General features: G+C 71.3%; 18 protein-coding genes and 1 riboswitch. Of the genes, 10 read left to right on the top strand and 8 right to left on the bottom strand.

Translation table 11 applies throughout. The features are described 5' to 3' along the window. Nucleotide 1: 1 nt before the first annotated feature. Nucleotides 2-1,699, bottom strand: coding sequence for a protein kinase (locus OG455_RS22100; RefSeq protein ID WP_266296275.1), 1,698 nt, complete (start codon nt 1,697-1,699; stop codon nt 2-4). 372 nt (nt 1,700-2,071) lie between these two features. Here OG455_RS22100 and OG455_RS22095 point away from each other — a divergent pair, with 372 nt between their 5' ends. Beyond that, entirely contained in the window at nt 2,072-2,902 is an 831-nt protein-coding gene (locus tag OG455_RS22095) for an ABC transporter ATP-binding protein (protein WP_266296273.1), read from the top strand. A 190-nt stretch (nt 2,903-3,092) separates the two neighbouring features. After that, a complete protein-coding gene (locus tag OG455_RS22090; RefSeq protein WP_266296271.1) occupies nt 3,093-4,031 on the top strand; it encodes a triacylglycerol lipase in 939 nt (312 codons plus the stop codon). A gap of 71 nt (nt 4,032-4,102) precedes the next feature. Here the strand turns inward: OG455_RS22090 and OG455_RS22085 are convergent, their stop codons facing one another. The 6 genes from OG455_RS22085 to OG455_RS22060 all read right to left on the bottom strand — a co-directional run bounded on the left by OG455_RS22085 (nt 4,103) and on the right by OG455_RS22060 (nt 8,739). After that, entirely contained in the window at nt 4,103-4,702 is a 600-nt protein-coding gene (locus OG455_RS22085; RefSeq protein WP_266296269.1) for a cation transporter, read from the bottom strand. 105 nt (nt 4,703-4,807) lie between these two features. After that, nucleotides 4,808-5,851: a GNAT family N-acetyltransferase gene (locus tag OG455_RS22080; RefSeq protein ID WP_266296267.1), complete on the bottom strand. Its 1,044-nt coding sequence runs from the start codon at nt 5,849-5,851 to the stop codon at nt 4,808-4,810. Between the two features lie 272 nt (nt 5,852-6,123). Beyond that, nucleotides 6,124-6,411: a hypothetical protein gene (locus tag OG455_RS22075; RefSeq protein ID WP_266296265.1), complete on the bottom strand. Its 288-nt coding sequence runs from the start codon at nt 6,409-6,411 to the stop codon at nt 6,124-6,126. A gap of 8 nt (nt 6,412-6,419) precedes the next feature. Next, nucleotides 6,420-7,886, bottom strand: coding sequence for a hypothetical protein (locus tag OG455_RS22070; RefSeq protein WP_266296263.1), 1,467 nt, complete (start codon nt 7,884-7,886; stop codon nt 6,420-6,422). Further along, entirely contained in the window at nt 7,886-8,218 is a 333-nt protein-coding gene (locus OG455_RS22065; RefSeq protein ID WP_266296261.1) for a WXG100 family type VII secretion target, read from the bottom strand. Before OG455_RS22065 ends, OG455_RS22070 begins: the two co-directional genes overlap by 1 nt. Before the next feature lie 101 nt (nt 8,219-8,319). Further along, nucleotides 8,320-8,739: an ATP-binding protein gene (locus tag OG455_RS22060; RefSeq protein WP_266296259.1), complete on the bottom strand. Its 420-nt coding sequence runs from the start codon at nt 8,737-8,739 to the stop codon at nt 8,320-8,322. Between the two features lie 167 nt (nt 8,740-8,906). Between OG455_RS22060 and OG455_RS22055 the strand changes: the two genes are divergently transcribed. The 3 genes from OG455_RS22055 (at nt 8,907) to OG455_RS22045 (ending at nt 10,994) form a co-directional block, all read left to right on the top strand. Then, the gene (locus OG455_RS22055) at nt 8,907-9,722 is read left to right on the top strand and encodes a helix-turn-helix transcriptional regulator (RefSeq protein WP_266296257.1); all 816 of its coding nucleotides are present in this window, start codon (nt 8,907-8,909) and stop codon (nt 9,720-9,722) included. After that, the gene (locus OG455_RS22050; RefSeq protein WP_266296255.1) at nt 9,719-9,910 is read left to right on the top strand and encodes a DUF397 domain-containing protein; all 192 of its coding nucleotides are present in this window, start codon (nt 9,719-9,721) and stop codon (nt 9,908-9,910) included. Before OG455_RS22055 ends, OG455_RS22050 begins: the two co-directional genes overlap by 4 nt. Before the next feature lie 235 nt (nt 9,911-10,145). Beyond that, nucleotides 10,146-10,994: a hypothetical protein gene (locus tag OG455_RS22045; protein ID WP_266296253.1), complete on the top strand. Its 849-nt coding sequence runs from the start codon at nt 10,146-10,148 to the stop codon at nt 10,992-10,994. Nucleotides 10,995-11,073: 79 nt separating this feature from the next. Here OG455_RS22045 and OG455_RS22040 read toward each other — a convergent pair whose 3' ends face one another. Continuing rightward, nucleotides 11,074-12,723, bottom strand: coding sequence for an NRAMP family divalent metal transporter (locus OG455_RS22040; protein WP_266296251.1), 1,650 nt, complete (start codon nt 12,721-12,723; stop codon nt 11,074-11,076). Between the two features lie 352 nt (nt 12,724-13,075). Further along, nucleotides 13,076-13,253, bottom strand: a riboswitch (M-box (ykoK) riboswitch). A gap of 223 nt (nt 13,254-13,476) precedes the next feature. On the opposite strand from OG455_RS22040, the gene OG455_RS22035 reads away from it, so the two are divergent. The 5 genes from OG455_RS22035 to OG455_RS22015 all read left to right on the top strand — a co-directional run bounded on the left by OG455_RS22035 (nt 13,477) and on the right by OG455_RS22015 (nt 18,332). Continuing rightward, complete coding sequence (locus tag OG455_RS22035; protein ID WP_266300906.1) at nt 13,477-13,833, top strand: winged helix-turn-helix domain-containing protein; 357 nt, start codon at nt 13,477-13,479, stop codon at nt 13,831-13,833. Then, nucleotides 13,830-14,063, top strand: coding sequence for a hypothetical protein (locus OG455_RS22030; protein WP_266296249.1), 234 nt, complete (start codon nt 13,830-13,832; stop codon nt 14,061-14,063). The genes OG455_RS22035 and OG455_RS22030 overlap by 4 nt, the downstream gene beginning before the upstream one ends. Continuing rightward, nucleotides 14,060-14,755: a sensor domain-containing protein gene (locus OG455_RS22025; RefSeq protein WP_266296247.1), complete on the top strand. Its 696-nt coding sequence runs from the start codon at nt 14,060-14,062 to the stop codon at nt 14,753-14,755. Before OG455_RS22030 ends, OG455_RS22025 begins: the two co-directional genes overlap by 4 nt. 122 nt (nt 14,756-14,877) lie before the next feature. Then, nucleotides 14,878-15,723 (top strand): ABC transporter ATP-binding protein, encoded by an 846-nt coding sequence (locus tag OG455_RS22020; protein WP_266296245.1) that lies wholly within the window; start codon nt 14,878-14,880, stop codon nt 15,721-15,723. Then, nucleotides 15,720-18,332 carry an FtsX-like permease family protein gene (locus tag OG455_RS22015; RefSeq protein WP_266296243.1) on the top strand — a complete coding sequence of 871 codons (2,613 nt, stop codon included), beginning with the start codon at nt 15,720-15,722 and terminating at the stop codon, nt 18,330-18,332. The genes OG455_RS22020 and OG455_RS22015 overlap by 4 nt, the downstream gene beginning before the upstream one ends. Nucleotides 18,333-18,376: the final 44 nt, after the last annotated feature.

The raw sequence follows: 18,376 nt of genomic DNA, 5'->3' as shown, positions 1-18,376 counted from the left end.
GTCAGTTGTTCGCGCTGTCACCGTTGTCGCCGTTGCCGTCACCACCGCCGTCCCCGTTGCCGCCCCCGTCGTTTCCCCCGTTGCCGCCCGCCGCGCTGCCGCCGCCCTGGGCGTTCAGCGAGGTGATGATCGAGTCGAGCCGGTGCTGCCAGGAAGCGGAGGTCTGCGCGTCCACCGTGTGCTTCTTCGCCAGGTCGCGGACCTGCTTCTGGGCCGCTTTCAGCGCCTGAACGGCTTCCGGCGCCCGCCCCGCGGCTGCGGCCGTCGAGGCGACGTCGAGCGTGTGCAGCAGCGGGACCTGCCGGTCCTTCGGCAGCGCGGCCGCGGCCATGTCGGCGCGCAGCGCGCCGATCGCGGCGACCGGGGTCGTCGGCGACGGCTTGGCGGGGGTGCCGGTCGCCGTGCCGGGCAGGGCGGCGGCCGGGGTCGCGGGGTCGACCGGAGCGGTGACGACGGAGGTGGCGGAGGCCGGCGGACGGGCGCTCTGCTTGGTGGGGGCGGCGCTGCCGGAGGAGGAGTTGGCGAAGGCCAGGGCCCCGACCAGACCCACCACCGCCAGGCCCGCCGCACCGAGCGCCAAGGCCATGGCACGACGCGGGCGCCGGGCGGGAGCGTCGGCGCCGGCGCCGGCGCCGGACCGGTCGCCGGCGTCGAACCCACTGCCCGGGTAGTCGGGCAGCGGCGCCATCACCGAGGTGTGCGCGCCGCCCCCGTGCGCACTCCCGTGCCCAGCCCCACTCCCGCCCCCGTGCCCACCCACGCGCAGCGGCGGCGGCTCGGGCAGCGGGGCCGTCATCGGCGGCAGCACGGTGGTCCGGTCGCCGTCCGCCCCCGGGGCGGAGGTGGCCAGCAGCTCGGCCGTGCGGTCCACCGCGCCCGCCACCGTCACCGCCGCGAGCAGCTCGGCCCTGGCGGCGCCCGCGTCGGCCGGCCGGTCGGCGGGGCGCTTGGCGAGCAACCGGGCCACCACCAGGTCGAGGGCCGGCGGCACGTCGGGGCGGCGCAGGCTGACCGGCGGCGGCTCCTCGGTGACCTGCTTGAAGGCGACCCCGACCGGCGTGTCGCCGATGAACGGCGGCTGTCCGGTGAGCATCTCGGTGAGCACGCAGCCCAGGGCGTAGAGGTCGGCCCGTCCGTCCACCTCGGCCGCGGTGGCCTGCTCGGGCGAGAGGTAGGCGGCGGTGCCGAGCACGGTGGCGGTCTGGGTCAACTGCTGGCCGGCGGCCGAGGCCCGGGCGATGCCGAAGTCGACGACCTTGACCCCGCCGTCGTCGGTGATCATCACATTGGCGGGCTTGATGTCCCGGTGCACCAGGCCGGCCCCGTGCGCGACCTCCAGCGCCTCGCACACCGCAGCCGCGATCCCGACCGCGCGCTCGACCGGCAGCGCCCCCTGCTCGGCCAGCACCGAGCCGAGCGACCGGCCTCTGACCAGCTCCATCACGATGTACGGGGAGTCCTGGTCCAGCCCGGAGTCGAAGACCATGGCGATCCGCGGGTGCACCAGCATCGCGGCGTGCTGGGCCTCGCGGCTGAAGCGCTCGGCGAACCGCGGGTCCTCGGCCAGGGCGTTGTTGAGCACCTTGACGGCCACCGGCCGCCCGAGCACCCGGTCCATGCCGTGGTAGACGGTGGCCATGCCGCCGACCCCGAGGGTGCCGACCAGTTCATAACGGCCGTTCAGTGCTCGTCCGATCACTGGTCCTGCTCCTCACGCTCCGTCGGCCGGCCACCCGCGCGCCCGGCACCCGCGCCATGATCCGGTATCACCGCGCCCCATCCCCAGCCGGGGCACCGCAGAGGGTACCGGCGACGGCCCGCGGCCCGGGAGTCCACCAGCTGGAACAGTCCTCAGGCCGCTGCCGACGACTGCTAGCGTGCTGATCCCGAACGCGGAAGCCCGGTGCGGACACCCGGTGAGTACGGACGTGGGACGGCGCCGCCCGGTTGCCCCGGCCGCCGACGAATCCCGCGCCGACCCGCACTGAACCGGCCCGCACTGAGCCGACCCGAGCCGCTCCACCCCGTCCCGCACCACCCCGTCCCGCACCGACCTGCGAGGAGTGCCCCCATGACCGCCGCCGCCACCGACCCGGCACCGCACGGCCCGCTGCTGCACGCCGAGGAGGTCGACGTGGTGCGCGACGGCCGCTACCTGCTGCGCTCCGTCTCCCTGACCATCGAGCCCGGCGAGCACTGGGCCGTGCTCGGCGCCAACGGTGCCGGCAAGAGCACCCTGCTGGGCCTGCTCGGCGCGGTCTCCCACCCCACCAGGGGCGTGGTGCGGGTCCTCGGCCGCCAGCTGGGCCGGGTGGACATCCGCGAACTGCGCGCGCACCTGGGCCACGTGAACCCCCGCCACCCGCTGCGCTCACCGCTGACGGTCCGCGAGGTGGTGCTGACCGGACTGACCAACACCATCGAGCCCGACCTGCACCGCGAGCCCAGCACCGAGCAACTCGCCCACGCCGACGAGCTGATCGCCACCCTCGGGATGACCCGCCGGGCCGGGGCCGCCTGGACCACCCTCTCGCAGGGCGAGCGCGGCCGGACCCTGATCGCCCGCGCGCTGATGCCCCAGCCGCGCCTGCTGCTGCTCGACGAGCCCGCCACCGGACTCGATCTGACGGCCCGTGAGCAACTGCTGAGCAGCCTGGACGAGCTGCGCGAACGGCACCCGGAGCTGGCCAGCGTGCTGGTCACCCACCACCTGGAGGAGCTGCCCAGCAGCACCACGCACGCGCTGCTGCTGCGCGAGGGCGAGTGCGTGGCGCGCGGCCCGGTGGCCGAGATCGTCACCACCGAGCTGGTCAGCGCCTGCTTCGACCACCCGATCCGGATCACCCGGGAGGACGGCCGCTGGGCCGCCCGGGCCGACCGGCGGCCGACCGTCCTGGTGTAGTCGGCGGGTTGGCGACGGGGCGAGCGGGCGAGCGGTGCGCGGCCGAGAGGCGGCACCGTTCCCTCCTCCGGGTGTCAATTAGCGCGCGGTGTCTGGCCAAGGCCGTAACTCGGAAGTAACTTACCGGCCAGTTCCCCGGTGCGCCCCCACGCACCGTTCGTGTACCTCCCACCCCACCCGGAGGACAGCCATGTCTGGAACAGCCCCGCGCTCCACCCTGCCCGGAACCGGGTTCGCCCGGCGCCTCGCCACCCTCGCGGCCGGCTGCGGCCTGCTCACCGCCGCGCTGGCCGGCGCCGCCCCGGCGCAGGCCGCCGCCCGTGGCGCCGGCGACCCGATCGCCGCCGCCCAGGCGCTCGCCGCCCCCGGCGTGCCCGGCGCCAACAACTGGTCCTGCCGCCCGAGCGCGGCCCACCCGCGCCCGGTCGTGCTGGTCCACGGCACCTTCGCCAACGGCTCGGACAACTGGCTGACCGTCGCCCCGGCGCTGGCCGCCGACGGCTACTGCGTCTACGCCCTGACCTACGGCTCGGTGCCGGGCGTCCCGGTGCTGGCGGCGCTCGCCCCGGTGGCCGACTCCGCGCAGCAACTCGCCACCTTCGTGACCGGGGTGCTGGCGGCCAGCGGCGCCGGCCAGGTCGACGTCGTCGGCCACAGCCAGGGCGGCATGATGCCGCGCTACTACCTGAAGTTCGACGGCGGCGCGGCCAAGGTGCACACCCTGGTCGGGCTCGCCCCGAGCAACCACGGCACCACGCTGGACGGCCTGACCGTGCTCGCCCAGTCCTTCCCCGGCGCCCAGGCCCTGGTCTCCTCGGCCTGCCCCGCCTGCGCGGACCAGGAGGTCGGCTCCGCGGCGCTGACCCGGCTCAACGCGGGCGGCGACACCATGCCCGGCGTCCACTACACGGTGATCGCCACCGAGGACGACGAGGTGGTCACCCCCTACACCTCGCAGTTCCTCAGCGGCCCGAACGTGGAGAACGTGACGGTCCAGCAGCTCTGCCCGCTCAACCACCCGGACCACGTGCTGATGGCCGTGGACCCGGTGGTGCTGCACGAGGTCCGGCACGCGCTGGACCCCGCGCACGTGGGCGAGGCCGACTGCACGGCCAACGTGACCGGCTGAGCCGGCACTTGACGGGTGCCGAACCGCCTCGCCGTGCGGCGAGGCGGTTCGGCGAGGCGGTGCGGCACCCGTCAGCGGGTGGCGCGGGCGGCCTCCCGCACCTCGTACACCGCGTAGCCCGCCAGCGCGTAGCCGGCCAGCGGGTCCGCCCACCACCAGCCCAGCGCCCCGTCCAGCAGCAGGCCGAGCAGCACCGCGAGGGCGAGCAGCCCGTCGACCAGCGTGACCCGGCCCTCGGTCCGCAGCACCGGGTTGTCGAGCGCCGCCCCGGTGCGGGCCTTGCCGGCCGCGAGCAGGAACATCACGGCGGCGGTGGCCGCCGTCCAGGCGACGCCCAGCGGTGAGTGGTGCGCGCGGAAGCCGGTGGCCAGCAGCAGCGTGGACTGGACCAGCAGGTAGCCGGCCAGCAGCGCGAAGGCGCCGCCGATCAGTCGCAGCGCGATCTTCTGGCGCGCCTTGCCCGACCCCGTCAGCTCCCAGAGCACGACGGTCGACGCGCCGATCTCGATCAGCGAGTCCAGCCCGAAGCCGGCGAGTGCCACCGAGCGCGCGGCGAGCGCGGCCACGGCGAGCACGACGACGCCGACCACGTTCCAGCCCAGGGTGGCGCATTCGAGGGCGACACCCCGGCGGAGCAGGGTCTGGCGGGAGATCTCGCGAACGGTCCACACCAGCGGCAGTCTGCCAGCCGCCGGTCCCGGCCCGCCAGGAACTGCGGATGGCAGGGCCGTACGTTCACCCGGCCCCGCCGCCTCCGGCGCCCCGGCCAGGCCGGCTCAGCTGCCGGTGGAGGACGCGGTCAGTCGTTCGGCCAGCCTCGCCGTCGCGGTCTCGGACCAGATCACCGTCCGAGCCGCGTGGTAGCCGAGCGCCTCGTTGATGCCGATCATGTGGGTGTTCGTGGTGGCGGTGGTGGTGAGGATGCGTTCCATCTCCGGCCGCTCGTCGGTGAGTCGGCGCATCATGGCTGCCTTCATCGCCAGGCCGAGCCCGTGGCCGCGGTGCGCGGCCGGCACGGAGGTGTCCTGGATCAGGCCCAACTCACGGCGGTGCGGCGGCCTGTGGATGACGTGGACGCCGACCACCTGGTCGGTGGCGTCCTCGATGGCGACCACCACCAGCTGCTCGGTGCCGGCAGCCGCCAGTTCGCGGTCGGTCTCGCGGATCCGGGCCGGCGTCCACGGGGTCGGCAGGTAGCTCGTCCGGCCCAACGGGGCGTCCTCGATGGCCTGCCGGGCCACGGCGTAGGAGTCGATGAGCGGCTCGGGAGTCACTCCCGTCCATTGCTCCAGGCGGTAGCCGGTCGGCACCGGAACGTCCCACAGCTGCGCGGGAGTCGAGGCTATGGGCAGGACCTGCAACACCATGCTCTGGGTCACCTCGAACCCCAGGCCGCCCGCCCAGCGGGCGGCGGGGGAGTCCGGATTCATGAAGAACCCGAGGACGGTGTCGCGCCGGGTCTCCAGGACGGCGGGCAGCACGGCACGGAGCAGTGCGGTGCCGACCCCGCGGCGCCGCAGTTCGGGGTGCACCTGGACCTCGACGTTGACGATCCCGCTGTTCGGGCCCTCGGGAAGCGCGAACCCGACCGAACCGGCCAGGCGTCCGTCCAGGTGGCCGACCCAGAAGCGCCACGGTCCGTCCTCAAGTGGCGGCGTGCGCAGGCGCCCGATCGCCGCTTCGTAGCTCAGCGGCGGGTCCTTGGGCGTGTCCACCGCCACGGTCGCCGCCCGCATCGCGTGGTAGTCGGCGAGGAGTTGCTCGGGCGCGTGGTGGGGGTCGAGGGGCTGGATGTCGAGCGTCTGAAGGTCGAGGGTCACCGGGGTCTCCGTGGTAGCTGGTATGACGATACGTCCGCTCACGAAACGTATGGGCAGCACCGCCGGTGGGCCAGTCAATTAAGGGAATCAGGGCGCGTACTTGAGCGTGAACCACACCGTCTTGCCGACCCCGCACTCCGCCTGGGCCCTGCTGCGCCGCAGCCCTGCCATCCCTCCCGCCAAAACCCCACTGCCCAGACGTCAGCGCAGGCCGACCCACCGAACCTGACGCTTTCAGGAGAACGAACACTCCGCCCAAAAAGGGCTGCAGCCTAGTCCGGCGGCAGGGGAGCCTGCTCACTTCCAAGGAAAAAGAAATTGTATACCTGCTGCAAGTAGGTGTACAGATCATCATCGGTTTCGAACTCGATGAAGGTGAGGTCACAGTACTCACCACGCGACAGGCTGCGCTCGGCCAATAGCCCATCGAGCATACTGCGGACATCCTCGGCATACGCCGATCCGGACTGTACAATTCCAGCCTTGATTCCATCCATATAGTAGTAGGCAACTTCGACATTGAGATACTGCTCGATAAATCCGGCTGGATCGATGCTCAAGGCTCTCCTCATGGATGCCTACCCGGTGCGGGATTGGCGTAAGATGTCACAAGATTATAGCCGCCATTTCCATCAGGTACATACACAGCTATGATGTTTCCACCCTCAAAATCGACAGGGAGATACTGCCCAGGGTTCGCCGGATCCTTGTAGAAGCCCGTGAACTTCAGATGCCCACTGGGTCCGAGTATGTCCTCGATTGGGGTTGACGTAGGAGGCAAGGCACCCCCATTGCTACTGATCTTCTGCCGCATGTAGTTGTCAACATCGACCAGTGCCTTCGGATCATTGTAGCGCGTTGCATAAGGGCCGCACTTATGAACTCCGCCCGTATCTCCATCCACGGTAGTGCCCGTCAAGGGATCAATGTGGTCCTTTGACTTCACATGACCCGCGTTGCTGGACGACGAGGTGTAGGTCTTGGGCGTACCATCCGGATTCGTTATAGTCGTACCCAGACGTCGCTGAAGTGTCGGATCGTCTGGATCAAGATGCCTCCCAGGAGCATGCCCTTGGTTTCGCAACCCAGCGAGCTGCTGAGCGTCAGCCGGACTCAAACTATCGCCATCGACCTGCGCCCCCTTCCCCTTTCCCGCCGCACCGCCGATGGCTCCACTCAGGACGTCAAGAAGATTGACATTTCCACCGTCGAAAAGCGCGTCCTGACCGGCTCCGACGCCAGCGCCGACGATCATGCGGCCCGGAAGGGAGTCCAACGCGGTGGGCAGTCGGGTGGCGATAGCAGCCAGCGACGGGGCAATGCTGCCGGACCCGTCGGCGGCAACCGAGAGGGCCTTCGCCCCCGCACCCATACCGCTGGTGAAGCCGCCGGCGAGAGCGCCCGTCCCGGCAGAGTCGAGGATCTCGGTGGCGCTGATGCCCTTTTGGTCACCGAAGCCGATCTTGATGGGCTGAGCAACAGCTAGGTCGATGGTCGCCGACTCGACCGCGCCGAAAGCGGCCCCCGTCAGGACCGTTCCCGCGATGTCGGCGACAGCGGTGGCGACCGTGACCCCCAAGGCGTCGGCTGCGGAGACGATGGCGGCCGACGCACCGATAGCAGCGCCCTCGGAGAGACCGCCCGTGAAGAAGGCGAGCGTGGTGCCGGCAATAAGGACGCCGCCGACCAGGGCGACCTCTTCCTCCAGCTTCTTCTTGGCTGCGGCGATCTGGTCGGCGTACTGCGAGCAGGCCTTGGCCATCGCACGGCAAGAGGCGGAGGCATCAGGCAGCCAGCCGGAACCGCTCGTGTAATAGCGGGCCCAGAAGGTGTCGAACGCGCTGACCGCTGGGCCGCTGTTGCCGTGGATAACCCCCTGAGCAGTGGAGTTGGCAGTAGCGGTACTGCTATCAATGGCGTCGGCGAGGGTGTTCCAGGCGGTGGCCACTTGGCGCAGCCCGTCCTCGTCGGCGTCCGGCCACCACATTCCTGTCAGCTTACGGACGATCTTCTCCGCGTCTTGCTTGGCGCCCACTACTCGCTCGCCTTCGCGGACAGCCCGGCGGCCGATGCGGTGTCAGCACCTTGATGGTTGCCGGCCATCGCCTCCAGGCCGAGATGAATACTGGCAAGGCCTTGCACGAGGACGCCCATGCTCTGAATGAGCTGAGTGTGCTGCGGGGTGTACGCCGCAGCAAACGCTTTGCCCTGCTTGTCCGCTCCCCAAGGTGAGCCGATCCTACCGAGCGTGGACTCCAGGTTCGCGACCGCAGCCTTGATGTTCTCGCTGTCGGACGTGAACTGCGGTGCTGCTGCCAGGATCTCGTCCGGATGGACAGAGAACCCCCCCCCTGCTGCGTCGGACATGAGTGCCCCCGGCTTCCATGAAGTACGTCTGTCCGATAATACCCATGGTACCGAGGTCGCTACAGATGGTTTCGGAGGTTCGCCGCTCCGCAGGCCAACCCTCAGGGCGCGTACTTGAGCGTGAACCACACCGTCTTGCCGACCCCGCACGCGCGCGGGTGGGCGCCCCAGGCAGTGGCGAGGGCGGCGAGGAGTTCGAGACCACGGCCCGACTCCTCGTCGGGGCCGCTGGCGCGTGGGATCGGGAGCGTGCGGTCGGCGTCGGAGACCTCGACGCGGAGGAGGGTGGCGGTGGGGTCCAGGGTCCAGCGGGCGGCGAGGTAGCGGTCGCGGGGGCAGCGGGCGTGCCGGCAGGCGTTGGTCATCAGCTCGGAGAGGAGCAGGACGGCGGTGTCGACGGCCTCCTCCGGCAGGCCCCACGAGGCCAGTTGCAGGCGTAGGTACTCGCGGGCGAGGCCGACGCTGCTCGCGGTGCGGGGCAGGCGGTGCTCGGCGGCGAGGGGCTGCTGCTGCGTGGGCATGGCGGGTCCTTGCAAACGCGGAGGGGCGGATCAGCACCCGAACGAGGCGTGATCCGGGGATCGGACTCCTACGGTGCTGGTCGGGCCGTAGCCTCGGAAGTGACGAGACGGGTCCAGCGGGCCGAGTACCCGCCGTGTACCCGGGAAAATTTTTTGGGGGCGCCAGGATGACCGGAACACCCGAGCGACCCCTGGCGTGGCAGTACTGCGGCAACCAGCTCAAACTGTGGCGCGAGCGAGCGGGTGTGACGCGGGAGCGACTGGCCGAAGAAGCCGAGTATGACTACGAGACCGTGAAGTCGATGGAGCAGGGGCGGCGGAAACCGACCCTGAAGGTGCTCCAGGCGGCCGAGCAACTCTGCGACGCACGCGGGTTGCTGCTCGCGGCGGCCGGATACCTGCGGCCGGAGCGGTTCCCGCACCACGCGAGGAGCTTCGTGGCGGTGGAGGACGAGGCGATCGTGCTGAACTCGTACGAGAGCCTTCTGATCCCCGGGCTGCTGCAGACCGCCGAGTACGCTCGGGCGCTGATCGCGCACCGCACCCCGCCGCTCGACGACGACGCGGTGGAAGCGCGGGTACAAGCGCGACTCGAACGACAGCAGAAGCTCACCCGGACCCCGCCCATCCTGTTCAGCTTCACGATCTTCGAGGCCGCACTGCGCACGAGAGTGGGCGGGCCAGAGGCGATGAGGCGGCAGCTCCAACACCTGCTGGAGACAGGACAGCTGCGCAATGTGTCGATCCAGGTGCTGCCGGTCGACAGCGGCGCTGACGCCGCGGCGCTCGTCGGTCCCTTCGTCCTGGTAGAAACCGGCGATCACCAGCGCTACGCCTATGTGGAGGGCCAGGCGACCGGCGCCCTGTACAGCGACGCACAGACGGTGAGCACTCTCGAACAGCGCCATGGCATGATCCGGATGCAGGCCCTCGGGGTTGGGGAGTCTGCCCGGTTCATCGAAGGGTTGATGGAGGAGCTATGAGCGCCGAACTCGCGTGGTTCAAGTCCAGCTACAGCGACAGCGACGGCGGCAACTGCATCGAGGCCGCCCGCTCCCCCGAGATCGTCCGCATCCGCGACTCCAAGGACAAGGCCGGCCCGCAGCTCGCCTTCTCCCCCGCCGCGTGGGCCGGATTCGTCACCTTCGCGGCCCAGCAGCCCCTTCGCTGAGACACCCGAGCTTCGGGCTTCGGCACCCGAGCTCTCCTTCTGAGGAACGGTGGGCGGCCTACTCCCACCCACCCCCCAAGGTGCGCGCCGACCATTGAATATGACTTATCGTCACGACTTGCCACCACCCCGCGACTGCGGTGTACGGTTCGCGCAAAGGCAAAGAAACGACCCCCGCCGGTGCTACCAACACCATGCAGGGGTCTGACCGACACGAATCGAGTCAGTCGATCCAGTGGCTACCACCCACCCTACTGCCGCGCCCGGCTACGGCAAGCGGTCCGCGCCGTCGCAACACCCCCTCGAATCGCGCACCTTCGCGCACCTGCCCGAGCGCGAGGCGTACCTCGCCGCCTTCCTCGACCGCCTGCCCGACGGCGCGGCCGTCGACGCCAAGACGCTCGCGGCCGCCCAGCCCCGGTTCGGGCAGCAGGCCGTCCGCAGTGCGCTGCGCCACCTCGCCCGACTGGGGCACCTGCTGCGCATCCGGGAGACCGTCGGTGAGGGCGTCACCCGCTGGGTCTCCCGCACCTACTTCTCGCGCACGGCCCGGGCCGCCTCCTGGTGGGAGCGGTTCCTGACCGACCGCCGCACGGGCGGGAGTGCGGACCCCTCCCCCGCGCCCCCGGCGCGCTCCTTCTCGTACCGCGCGCTGGCCTCGCTCGCGGCCGCCGACCGGCGGATGATGCTCTCCGCGCGCGAGTGCGAGGAACTGGAGGCGCTCGCCGCCGAGTGGTTCGCACGCGGGGTGACGGTGGAGCAGTTCCGCTTCGCGCTCACCAACGGGCTGCCCGCGAGTGTGCAGTGCCCCGGCGCCTTCGCCCGGCGGCGCCTGCTCGACCGGGTGCCGCCCGAGCCCGCCCCCGCGCCCGTCCGAGCACCCGTCCGAGCGCCCGTCCCCGAGCCGCCGCTGACGGCCACGCATCAGCAACCCCACCGGGCCACCTGCCGCACCTGCCACGCCGCCGGCCCGCCCGGTTCCCTCCGGGAGGACGGGTTCTGCCCCAAGTGCCGCGACCGCGGCCACACCGCCACCTTGATCGCCGGTATCCGCGCCACCATGAGGGAGCGCCCGCGGCCGTGAGGAGGCAGCGCCGCCCTGGGCAGGGCGTGCACAGGCACGCCCCCGACCGACTCTGACGGGACGTCAACTCACCGAAGGCTCAGTGCCCGAGCGCCGTCCGGACGAGCTTGATGACGACCAGCACCATCGAGATCAGCAGGTAGGTGCGGAGCGCGCCCATGCCGATCTTGCGGCCACTGGACATCACCGGGCGGGCCAGGGTCTCCAGCGGGGGCATCCGCCAAGTGTCCCTTCCCGTGCGGTCGATGGGGTCCTCCTTGGTCGCGGTGCGCCGCCGGGTGAAGGCGAAGCCGGCCGCCAGCACCCCGACCACGCCGCAGCCGGCCATGATGTCCAGGATCGCGCCGGAGGAGATGTCCGGGAAGAGCACCGAGGCGGTCAGGACCACCGAGAGGGTCACCAGCACCCCGACCACCGCCGAGGTGAAGGCGTTCGTCCTGGGCCCGTTGGTCCACGGGCCGAGCACCTGGCGGTCGTTGCAGAGCAGCAGCAGGAAGACCGAGGCGGAGGGCAGCAGCACCCCGGCCAGCACCTGCACGCCCTGGGTCAGCAGGCCCAGCGTGTGGTCGCTGGCAACCAGCACGATCGCCGCCGCCGCGCAGACCACGCCCGCGTAGACGGCGTAGAAGCCCTTCGCACCCTCGACCCCGCGGTGCAGCGAGTGCTTGAGGCCGAAGACGTCACCGATCGCGTAGGCCGTGGAGAGCGAGACCGCGAAGGCGCCGATGATCGAGGCGTCCAGCAGCGCGATCGCGAACAGCACGCCGACCAGCTTGCCCGAGTGGTCCGCCAGGCCCTTGGCCACCGCGCCCGCGTCCGAGAACTGGCCGACGCCGTCCGTCCCGGCGAACGCCGCCGCCGTGAAGCCCATCATCGCCGCCGCGCCCACGACCACGATCACGATGCCGATCCACAGGTCGACCTTCTCGTACTTCATGAACCGCGGCGTGATCCGCTTGTCGATCACGTACGACTGCTGGAAGAAGAGCTGCCACGGCGCCACAGTGGTGCCGACGATCGAGATGATCAGCAGCATCACGGTCGCCAACTGGCCGGTCCCGCCGGGCATGTCGGGCACGACGAAGTCATGCGCCAGCTGCGAGGTCTTCGGGTGGACCATGAAGTAGATCGGCACCAGCAGCAGCGAGCCGGCGCAGAGCGCCACCGCGATCCGCTCGAAGCGCCGGAACGAACCGGTGAACGCCGACGCGATGATGATCCCCGCCGCCAGCACCACCGACAGCACCTTGGGCAGCCCCAGGTAGCCGGCCGCCAGCGTGATCCCGATGAACTCCGTCACCAGGGTCAGCGCGTTCAGCAGGAACAGGTCGATCACGCTGAACGCGCCCCAGAACCTGCCGAAGCGCTCCAGGATCAGCCGGGCGTGCCCGACCCCGGTGACCGCGCCCAGGCGCAGCACCATCTCCTGGTTCACGTACAGCACCGGGACCAGCAGCAGCAGCGTCCACAGCAGGTGGGTGCCGTAGTTCTGCCCGGCGTTGCCGTAGGTCGAGAACGCGCCGGCGTCGTTGTCTCCGACCATCACGATCAGGCCGGGGCCGACGATCGCCAGCAGCGTCTTCAGCTTGGCCGACAGGCCCTTGCGCTCGGCGGTGTCGTCCAGCCGGATCGTGCCCAGCGCACCCTTGATGTCGCCCAGGTGGGCGTCGTCCAGCACCGCGGCACGCGGAGCGGGAACCTTCGAGTCGAGCGTCACGTTGGTGGTCATGGTGAACCTCCCTCAGCCCCCACGCAGTCAGGGGGAGTTCGGAGGCGCGCGGCAGCGATCCCCGCTACGGGGCGCCGAGTTGCCCGGGTGGCACGAGGCCGACCGGAGCGGATCAGGGCATGGCGGATCGCGCGTCGGACGGCGCGGCGAGCCGCGGGGCCGATCGGCGGGAGCGCGTAGCGAAGGTGGTTACCGCGAGCCGAAGAAGTACGAGTCGTACGAGGACAGGCGGGGGTAGGGGCAACTATGGCCCGGACTACTGCAGTCCATCTCTCTCGCCTCCTCCCGGCCGGTGCGCGCGACACCCGCTGCGCACTGCGACACGGCAAGGAGCTCGCCGCCCCCGAGGGACGGCTCACCCCAACTCGTCAGAGCTTTGGCACTTCACGGCGTAATCCAACTCACCCGAGCCGGAAGCCACTTGGGATCAACCCTTAGGTCGGGAAGATCTGTCCTGATCCGGAGCGTCTCTCGACGGTTGGGATCAGTGGCCTGTGTCCGTGAAGACGCCTCACCGAACGAGGTGCCTGCTAAACCTCGACCAGCTTAGACCCGATCCGATGGAACGCTTGCCGTATTTACTAAATCTTGACCATCCGGCCCTGGACACCGCCTGCGGATCAGGGCACGCCACGGCGCCCCATCCGCCGGCCGACCATGGTTGACCGCCATTCCAGTCATGTGTAAGTTCTGACTTACAGGGTCGACAGGCTGAAGGCTTGCAGGCCTCGAAGATCGCGAGGAGGGTGGGCCATCAACAGCGAGGAACTGCTGGCGTTTCTCGCCGCAGTGGGTCACGCACAGCGCCTGCGGGTGGTCGTCGAGCTCGCCGACGGACGGATGTACGTCAGTGAGCTGGCCCGTCGACTGGGCATCTCCCGCCCACTGCTCTACATGCACCTGGAGCGGCTGGAGGCAGCCGGTCTGGTGGTCGGCCGGCTCGAACTCTCGGATGATGGCAAGGCCTTGAAGTACTTCGAGCTGGTCCCGTTCGAGCTGCGGATCAATCTGGAGACGATCCTGGCCGCCGTCCAGGAGGATCAACTGGCCGACCCGGGCGGACCGGAGGCCGAGCAAGAATCGAACGACCTTAAGGGGAAGCGGACATGACCGGCGCCATCGTCGCCATCGCTATCGTCACGATCGTCATCGGCGGCATCACGACGAGCGTGGTCTCGCACTTCAGGCTGCAGCGGCACCGCGCGGACGCCGTGGCGCTGGCCGGCTACCGCAAGCTGGCCGAGCAGGCGGTCGCCGCCCAGGAGGCCCAACAGGCCACCCTGACCGAGCTGACCGAACGGCTCGCGTCGGTCGAACTCCTGTTGCGAAGTGTGGAATGAGCACCTTGCGAGCAGTCCGCCTGCGGACCAGCGCCAACCCGTTCCGGATGCTCTTCTCGGCCGCCCCCTGGCAGGCGGCCGCCTACCTGGCCTGCTACCTGGTGACGGGCCCGGCCCTGTTCGCCGTGGCCGTCGTCACGGTGGTGGCGGGCGCCGTGCTGGGCCAGTTCACCGTGGCACTGCCCCTGCTCGCCGGCCTCCCGTGGATCCTGCGGGGCTGCGCGCAGGTCGAACGCGGCCGCGCCGCCCTGATCGCCGAACCGATCCCGTACGAGTACCGGGCGGTCACCGAGCCCGGCCTGACCGCCCGGATCAGGACCCGCTGCACCGATCCCGCCACCGTGCGCGACTGCGCCTACCTCGTACTGCTCTTCCCGCCGCTGCTCGCGCTCGACGTGCTCGCCCTGGCCCTGTGGGTGGCACCGCTCGCCGGCACCGTGCTGCCGCTGCTGGCCTGGGCCGACGGCGCCGCGGGGCACAGCGTCGTGCTGCGGATCTGGGGTGACGACCTCCCCTCCGCACTGCTCATGGCAGCCGGCTGCCTCGCCCTGGCGGCGGTGCTCGGCAGCCGCCTGGTGGTCGCCGCCGCCCGCCTGCACCTGACGGTCGCGCACGCGGTGCTGCGCCCGCCCACCGACCCGCTCGCCGAGGCGAAGCGGATGCTCAGCGAGCCAGGCCCGCTGCATTTCTGACGGGCCGTCATCCGCATTCGATCACCAATGCGCTGCGCCCACGGCCACGGCCGCTGGTCAGCCATGCCCAACAGCCATGCCCGCAGCCATGCCCACAGCCATTTCCAAGGGGGAGAAAGCACGTGAACAGCACGGCAGTCAGGCACCCGGACGAAGTCGTCCGACTCCAGGACATCTCCAAGACCTACGGCAACGCCAAGAACAGGGTGGCCGCGCTCGACGGGGTCACCATCGGCCTGCGGCGCGGCAGCTTCACCGCGGTGATGGGGCCCTCCGGGTCGGGCAAGAGCACCTTCCTGCAGTGCGCCGCGGGCCTCGACCGGCCGACCTCCGGCTCGGTCATGCTCGACGGCACGGAGCTGTCCGGCCTCAACGAGCGGGAGTTGACCAAGCTGCGCCGCCGGCGCGTCGGCTTCGTCTTCCAGGCCTTCAACCTGCTGCCCGCGCTGAACGTGCTGGAGAACGTCACCCTGCCGCTGCGCCTGGCGGGGATCCGGCCCAGGTCCGCCGAGGTCGACGAGATCATCGAACGGGTCGGCCTGGGGGCCCGGCGCAAGGCCCGACCGGCGGAGCTCTCCGGCGGCCAGCAGCAGCGCGTGGCCGTCGCCCGGGCGCTGGTGACCAAGCCCGCCGTGCTCTTCGGCGACGAGCCGACCGGCGCGCTGGACACCCGCACGGCCCGCGAGGTGCTGACGTTGTTGCGCGAGTCCGTCCAGTGGGCCGGGCAGACCATCGTCATGGTCACCCACGACCCGGTGGCCGCCTCGCACGCCGATCGCGTGCTGTTCCTGACGGATGGTCAGATCATCGACTCCCTGGAGCGGCCGACCGCCGACCGGGTCGCCGAGCGGATGACCCACCTCGGCGCCTGGGGCGACCAGCCCGCCGCGCGGGGCCTCGCACAGGGCCTTGAGCAGGGCCTTGAGCAGGGCCTCGCGCACGGCCTCGCGCAGGGAGAGCAGCGGTGATCAGGATCGCGCTGCGCACCCTGCGCTTCCACCGGATCGGCTTCCTCGCGTCGTTCATCGCCATGTTCCTCGGCGCCATGATCGTGGTGGGCTGCGGTGGCCTGCTGGAGACCGGCATCCACGACGCGGCTCCGCCGCACCGCCTCGCGGCCGCGCCGATCGTGGTCTCCGGCGACCAACTGCACCCGGACACCCGCAACGGCGTCTTCCCCGAGCGGGTGCCGGTGGCGCTGTCGCTGGTCGACGGCATCCGCTCGATCCCCGGCGTCTCGGCCGCCGTGCCGGACGTCTCGTTCCCGGCGGCGCTGGTACCCGGCGGCGGCCACGGCATCCAGCAGACGACCGGCCGCGACTGGTCGGCCGCGCAGCTGTCGCCCTACGCCCTGGACCAGGGCAGCGCGCCCACCGGTTCCAGCCAGGTCGCGCTGGACAGCCGCCTGGCGGCGTCGGCGGGCCTGCGGATCGGCTCGGGCGTCGCCCTGGACGTCCACGGCGGCACCCGGCAGTTCACCGTCACCGCCCTGGTCAGCGGCCCGGGCGACGCGGCGACGGTCTTCTTCGCCGACGCCGACGCGATGGACTTCGCCGTCCGGCCGGACACCGCCGACGCCATCGGCGTGTTCACCACCCCGGGCAGTGACCCGGGCCAGGTGCGCGGGGCGATCAGCGCGCTGGTGGCCGGCGAACAGGTCGACGTGCTCGTCGGTGACGAGCGCGGCCGGGCCGAGGACCCCGCGGTCGTCACCCACGGCAAGAACCTGATCCCGCTGGCCGCGGTCTTCGGTGGACTGTCCGTCATGGTCACCGTGTTCGTGGTGGCCGGCACCCTGGGCCTGTCGATCCAGCAGCGCCGGCGGGAGATGGCGCTGCTGCGCGCCACCGGCGCCACGCCCGGCCAGCTGCGCCGGCTGATCCTCGGCGAGACCATGCTGGTGGCCCTGATCGCCACCGCGCTCGCCTGCTACCCCGGCCCCCGGCTCGGACGCCAGCTGCTCGCCGCCTTCGTCCACGGCGGAGTGGTGCCCGCCGGCATCGTCTACCGCGCCGGAGCGGTCCCGATGTTCGTCGGCGCGGGGGTCGCCCTGCTCACCGCGCTCGGCGCCGCCTGGATCGCGGGCCGGCGCGCGGCCCTGACCCGTCCCATCGAGGCGCTCGCCGAGGCCGCCCTGCAGCGCCGCTGGTTCAGCTGGGTCCGGCTGCTGTTCGCCGTGCTCTGCCTGGCGGGCGGGACCGCGCTGGCCCTGGTCACCGCGCTGGTGATGGATCCCCGGAAGGCGGGCAGCACCGCCACGCCCGGGGCGATGCTCTGGGTGGCCGGCTTCGGACTGCTCGGGCCCGGCCTGAGCAAGGTCATCACGGCGCTGCTGCGCCGCCCGCTGGCCGCCTTCACCGGATTCTCCGGCCAGCTGGCCATGCTCAACGCCAAGGCCCGCTCGATCCGCCTGTCCGGGGCCGTGATGCCGGTCATGCTCGCCACCGGGCTGGCCACCTCGCTGATCTACCTGCAGACCACTCAGGCGGGCGGGGACGACCGGGCGTTCACCGACAACCTGCGCGCCGACCTGGTCCTCACCTCGGCCACCGGCGGGCTGCCGCCCGCCCTGGTGGACACCGTCCAGCAGCTGCCCGGCGTCGCGGCGGCCTCCGCCCTCACCTCCAGCTCCCTGTTCCTGGAGCCCGCGCAGAGCCCGGCGCAGAGCCCAGGGCAGAGCCCGGCGCAGAGCCCAGGGCAGAGCCCGGCGCAGAGCCCCGCCCCGCAGGCCGCCGGAAAGCACGACCGCAAGGTCGACGTCCCGGACCTCCCGGTGTTCGGGGTCTCCCCCCAGGGCGTGGCCGGCACGACGTCGATCCAGGTCCTCAGCGGCAGCCTCGACGACCTCAGCGGCGACACCGTGGCCCTGCCCACCGCGGACCTCGGCGGGCACCGGCTGGGCGACCTGGTCCCCACCCGGCTCGGCGACGGGACCCCGGTCAGCCTGCGCCTGGTCGCCACCGTCAGCGCCCGGCGCGGATACGAGACCGCGCTGGTCCCGGCCCCCCTGCTGCTCGGCCACACCACCAGCGGCCTGCTGCCGCAGATCCTGGTGCGCGGCGCCGCCGGCCAGGACACCGCCCAGCTCTCCCGGCGGCTGTCCGCACTCGCCGGCAGCACTCCCGGGCTGCGGGTGGTCAGCCGGGACCAGGTCACCGCCGCTCACCAGGACAGCGACAACACCCAGGCCTGGATGGCCTACCTGCTGGTGGTCATGGTCATCGGCTACGCGGCGATCGCCCTGGTCAACACCCAGGTGATGGCCACCGCCGAGCGGCGCGGGGAGTTCTCCCTGCAGCGCCTGATCGGGGCCACCCGGGGCCAGGTGCTGCGGATGACGACGGTCGAGTCGCTCCTGGTGGCGCTGGCCGGCCTGCTGCTCGGCACGCTGGTCGCGGCGGCAACGCTGGTGCCGCTGAGCCTGAACATCCTCGGCTCCCCGATCCCCGCCGGGCCGGTGTGGATCTTCCTCGTGGTGGTCGTGGCGGCCCTGGCCCTCACCCTGTCCACCACCCTGCTCTCCACCGCCGTGGCCCTGCGCGTCAGGCCCGCTCTGGCGGTCGCCGGCCGCGACTGACCCGCCGGCGCCCGCTGCCGACCGTGTCGGCGATCGGCTACCAC

Source organism: Kitasatospora sp. NBC_01287 (assembly GCF_026340565.1).
Taxonomy (GTDB): domain Bacteria; phylum Actinomycetota; class Actinomycetes; order Streptomycetales; family Streptomycetaceae; genus Kitasatospora.
This window is presented reverse-complemented; position numbering and strand designations above follow the sequence as displayed.

Excerpts from the sequence above, each read along its gene's own strand:
- OG455_RS22095 (WP_266296273.1), top strand. The coding sequence starts at position 2,072 with ATGACCGCCGCCGCCACCGACCCGGCACCGCACGGCCCGCTGCTGCAC.
- OG455_RS22090 (WP_266296271.1), top strand. The coding sequence starts at position 3,093 with ATGTCTGGAACAGCCCCGCGCTCCACCCTGCCCGGAACCGGGTTCGCC.
- OG455_RS22065 (WP_266296261.1), bottom strand. The coding sequence starts at position 8,218 with ATGTCCGACGCAGCAGGGGGGGGGTTCTCTGTCCATCCGGACGAGATC.
- OG455_RS22060 (WP_266296259.1), bottom strand. The coding sequence starts at position 8,739 with ATGCCCACGCAGCAGCAGCCCCTCGCCGCCGAGCACCGCCTGCCCCGC.
- OG455_RS22055 (WP_266296257.1), top strand. The coding sequence starts at position 8,907 with ATGACCGGAACACCCGAGCGACCCCTGGCGTGGCAGTACTGCGGCAAC.
- OG455_RS22050 (WP_266296255.1), top strand. The coding sequence starts at position 9,719 with ATGAGCGCCGAACTCGCGTGGTTCAAGTCCAGCTACAGCGACAGCGAC.
- OG455_RS22040 (WP_266296251.1), bottom strand. The coding sequence starts at position 12,723 with ATGACCACCAACGTGACGCTCGACTCGAAGGTTCCCGCTCCGCGTGCC.
- OG455_RS22030 (WP_266296249.1), top strand. The coding sequence starts at position 13,830 with ATGACCGGCGCCATCGTCGCCATCGCTATCGTCACGATCGTCATCGGC.
- OG455_RS22025 (WP_266296247.1), top strand. The coding sequence starts at position 14,060 with ATGAGCACCTTGCGAGCAGTCCGCCTGCGGACCAGCGCCAACCCGTTC.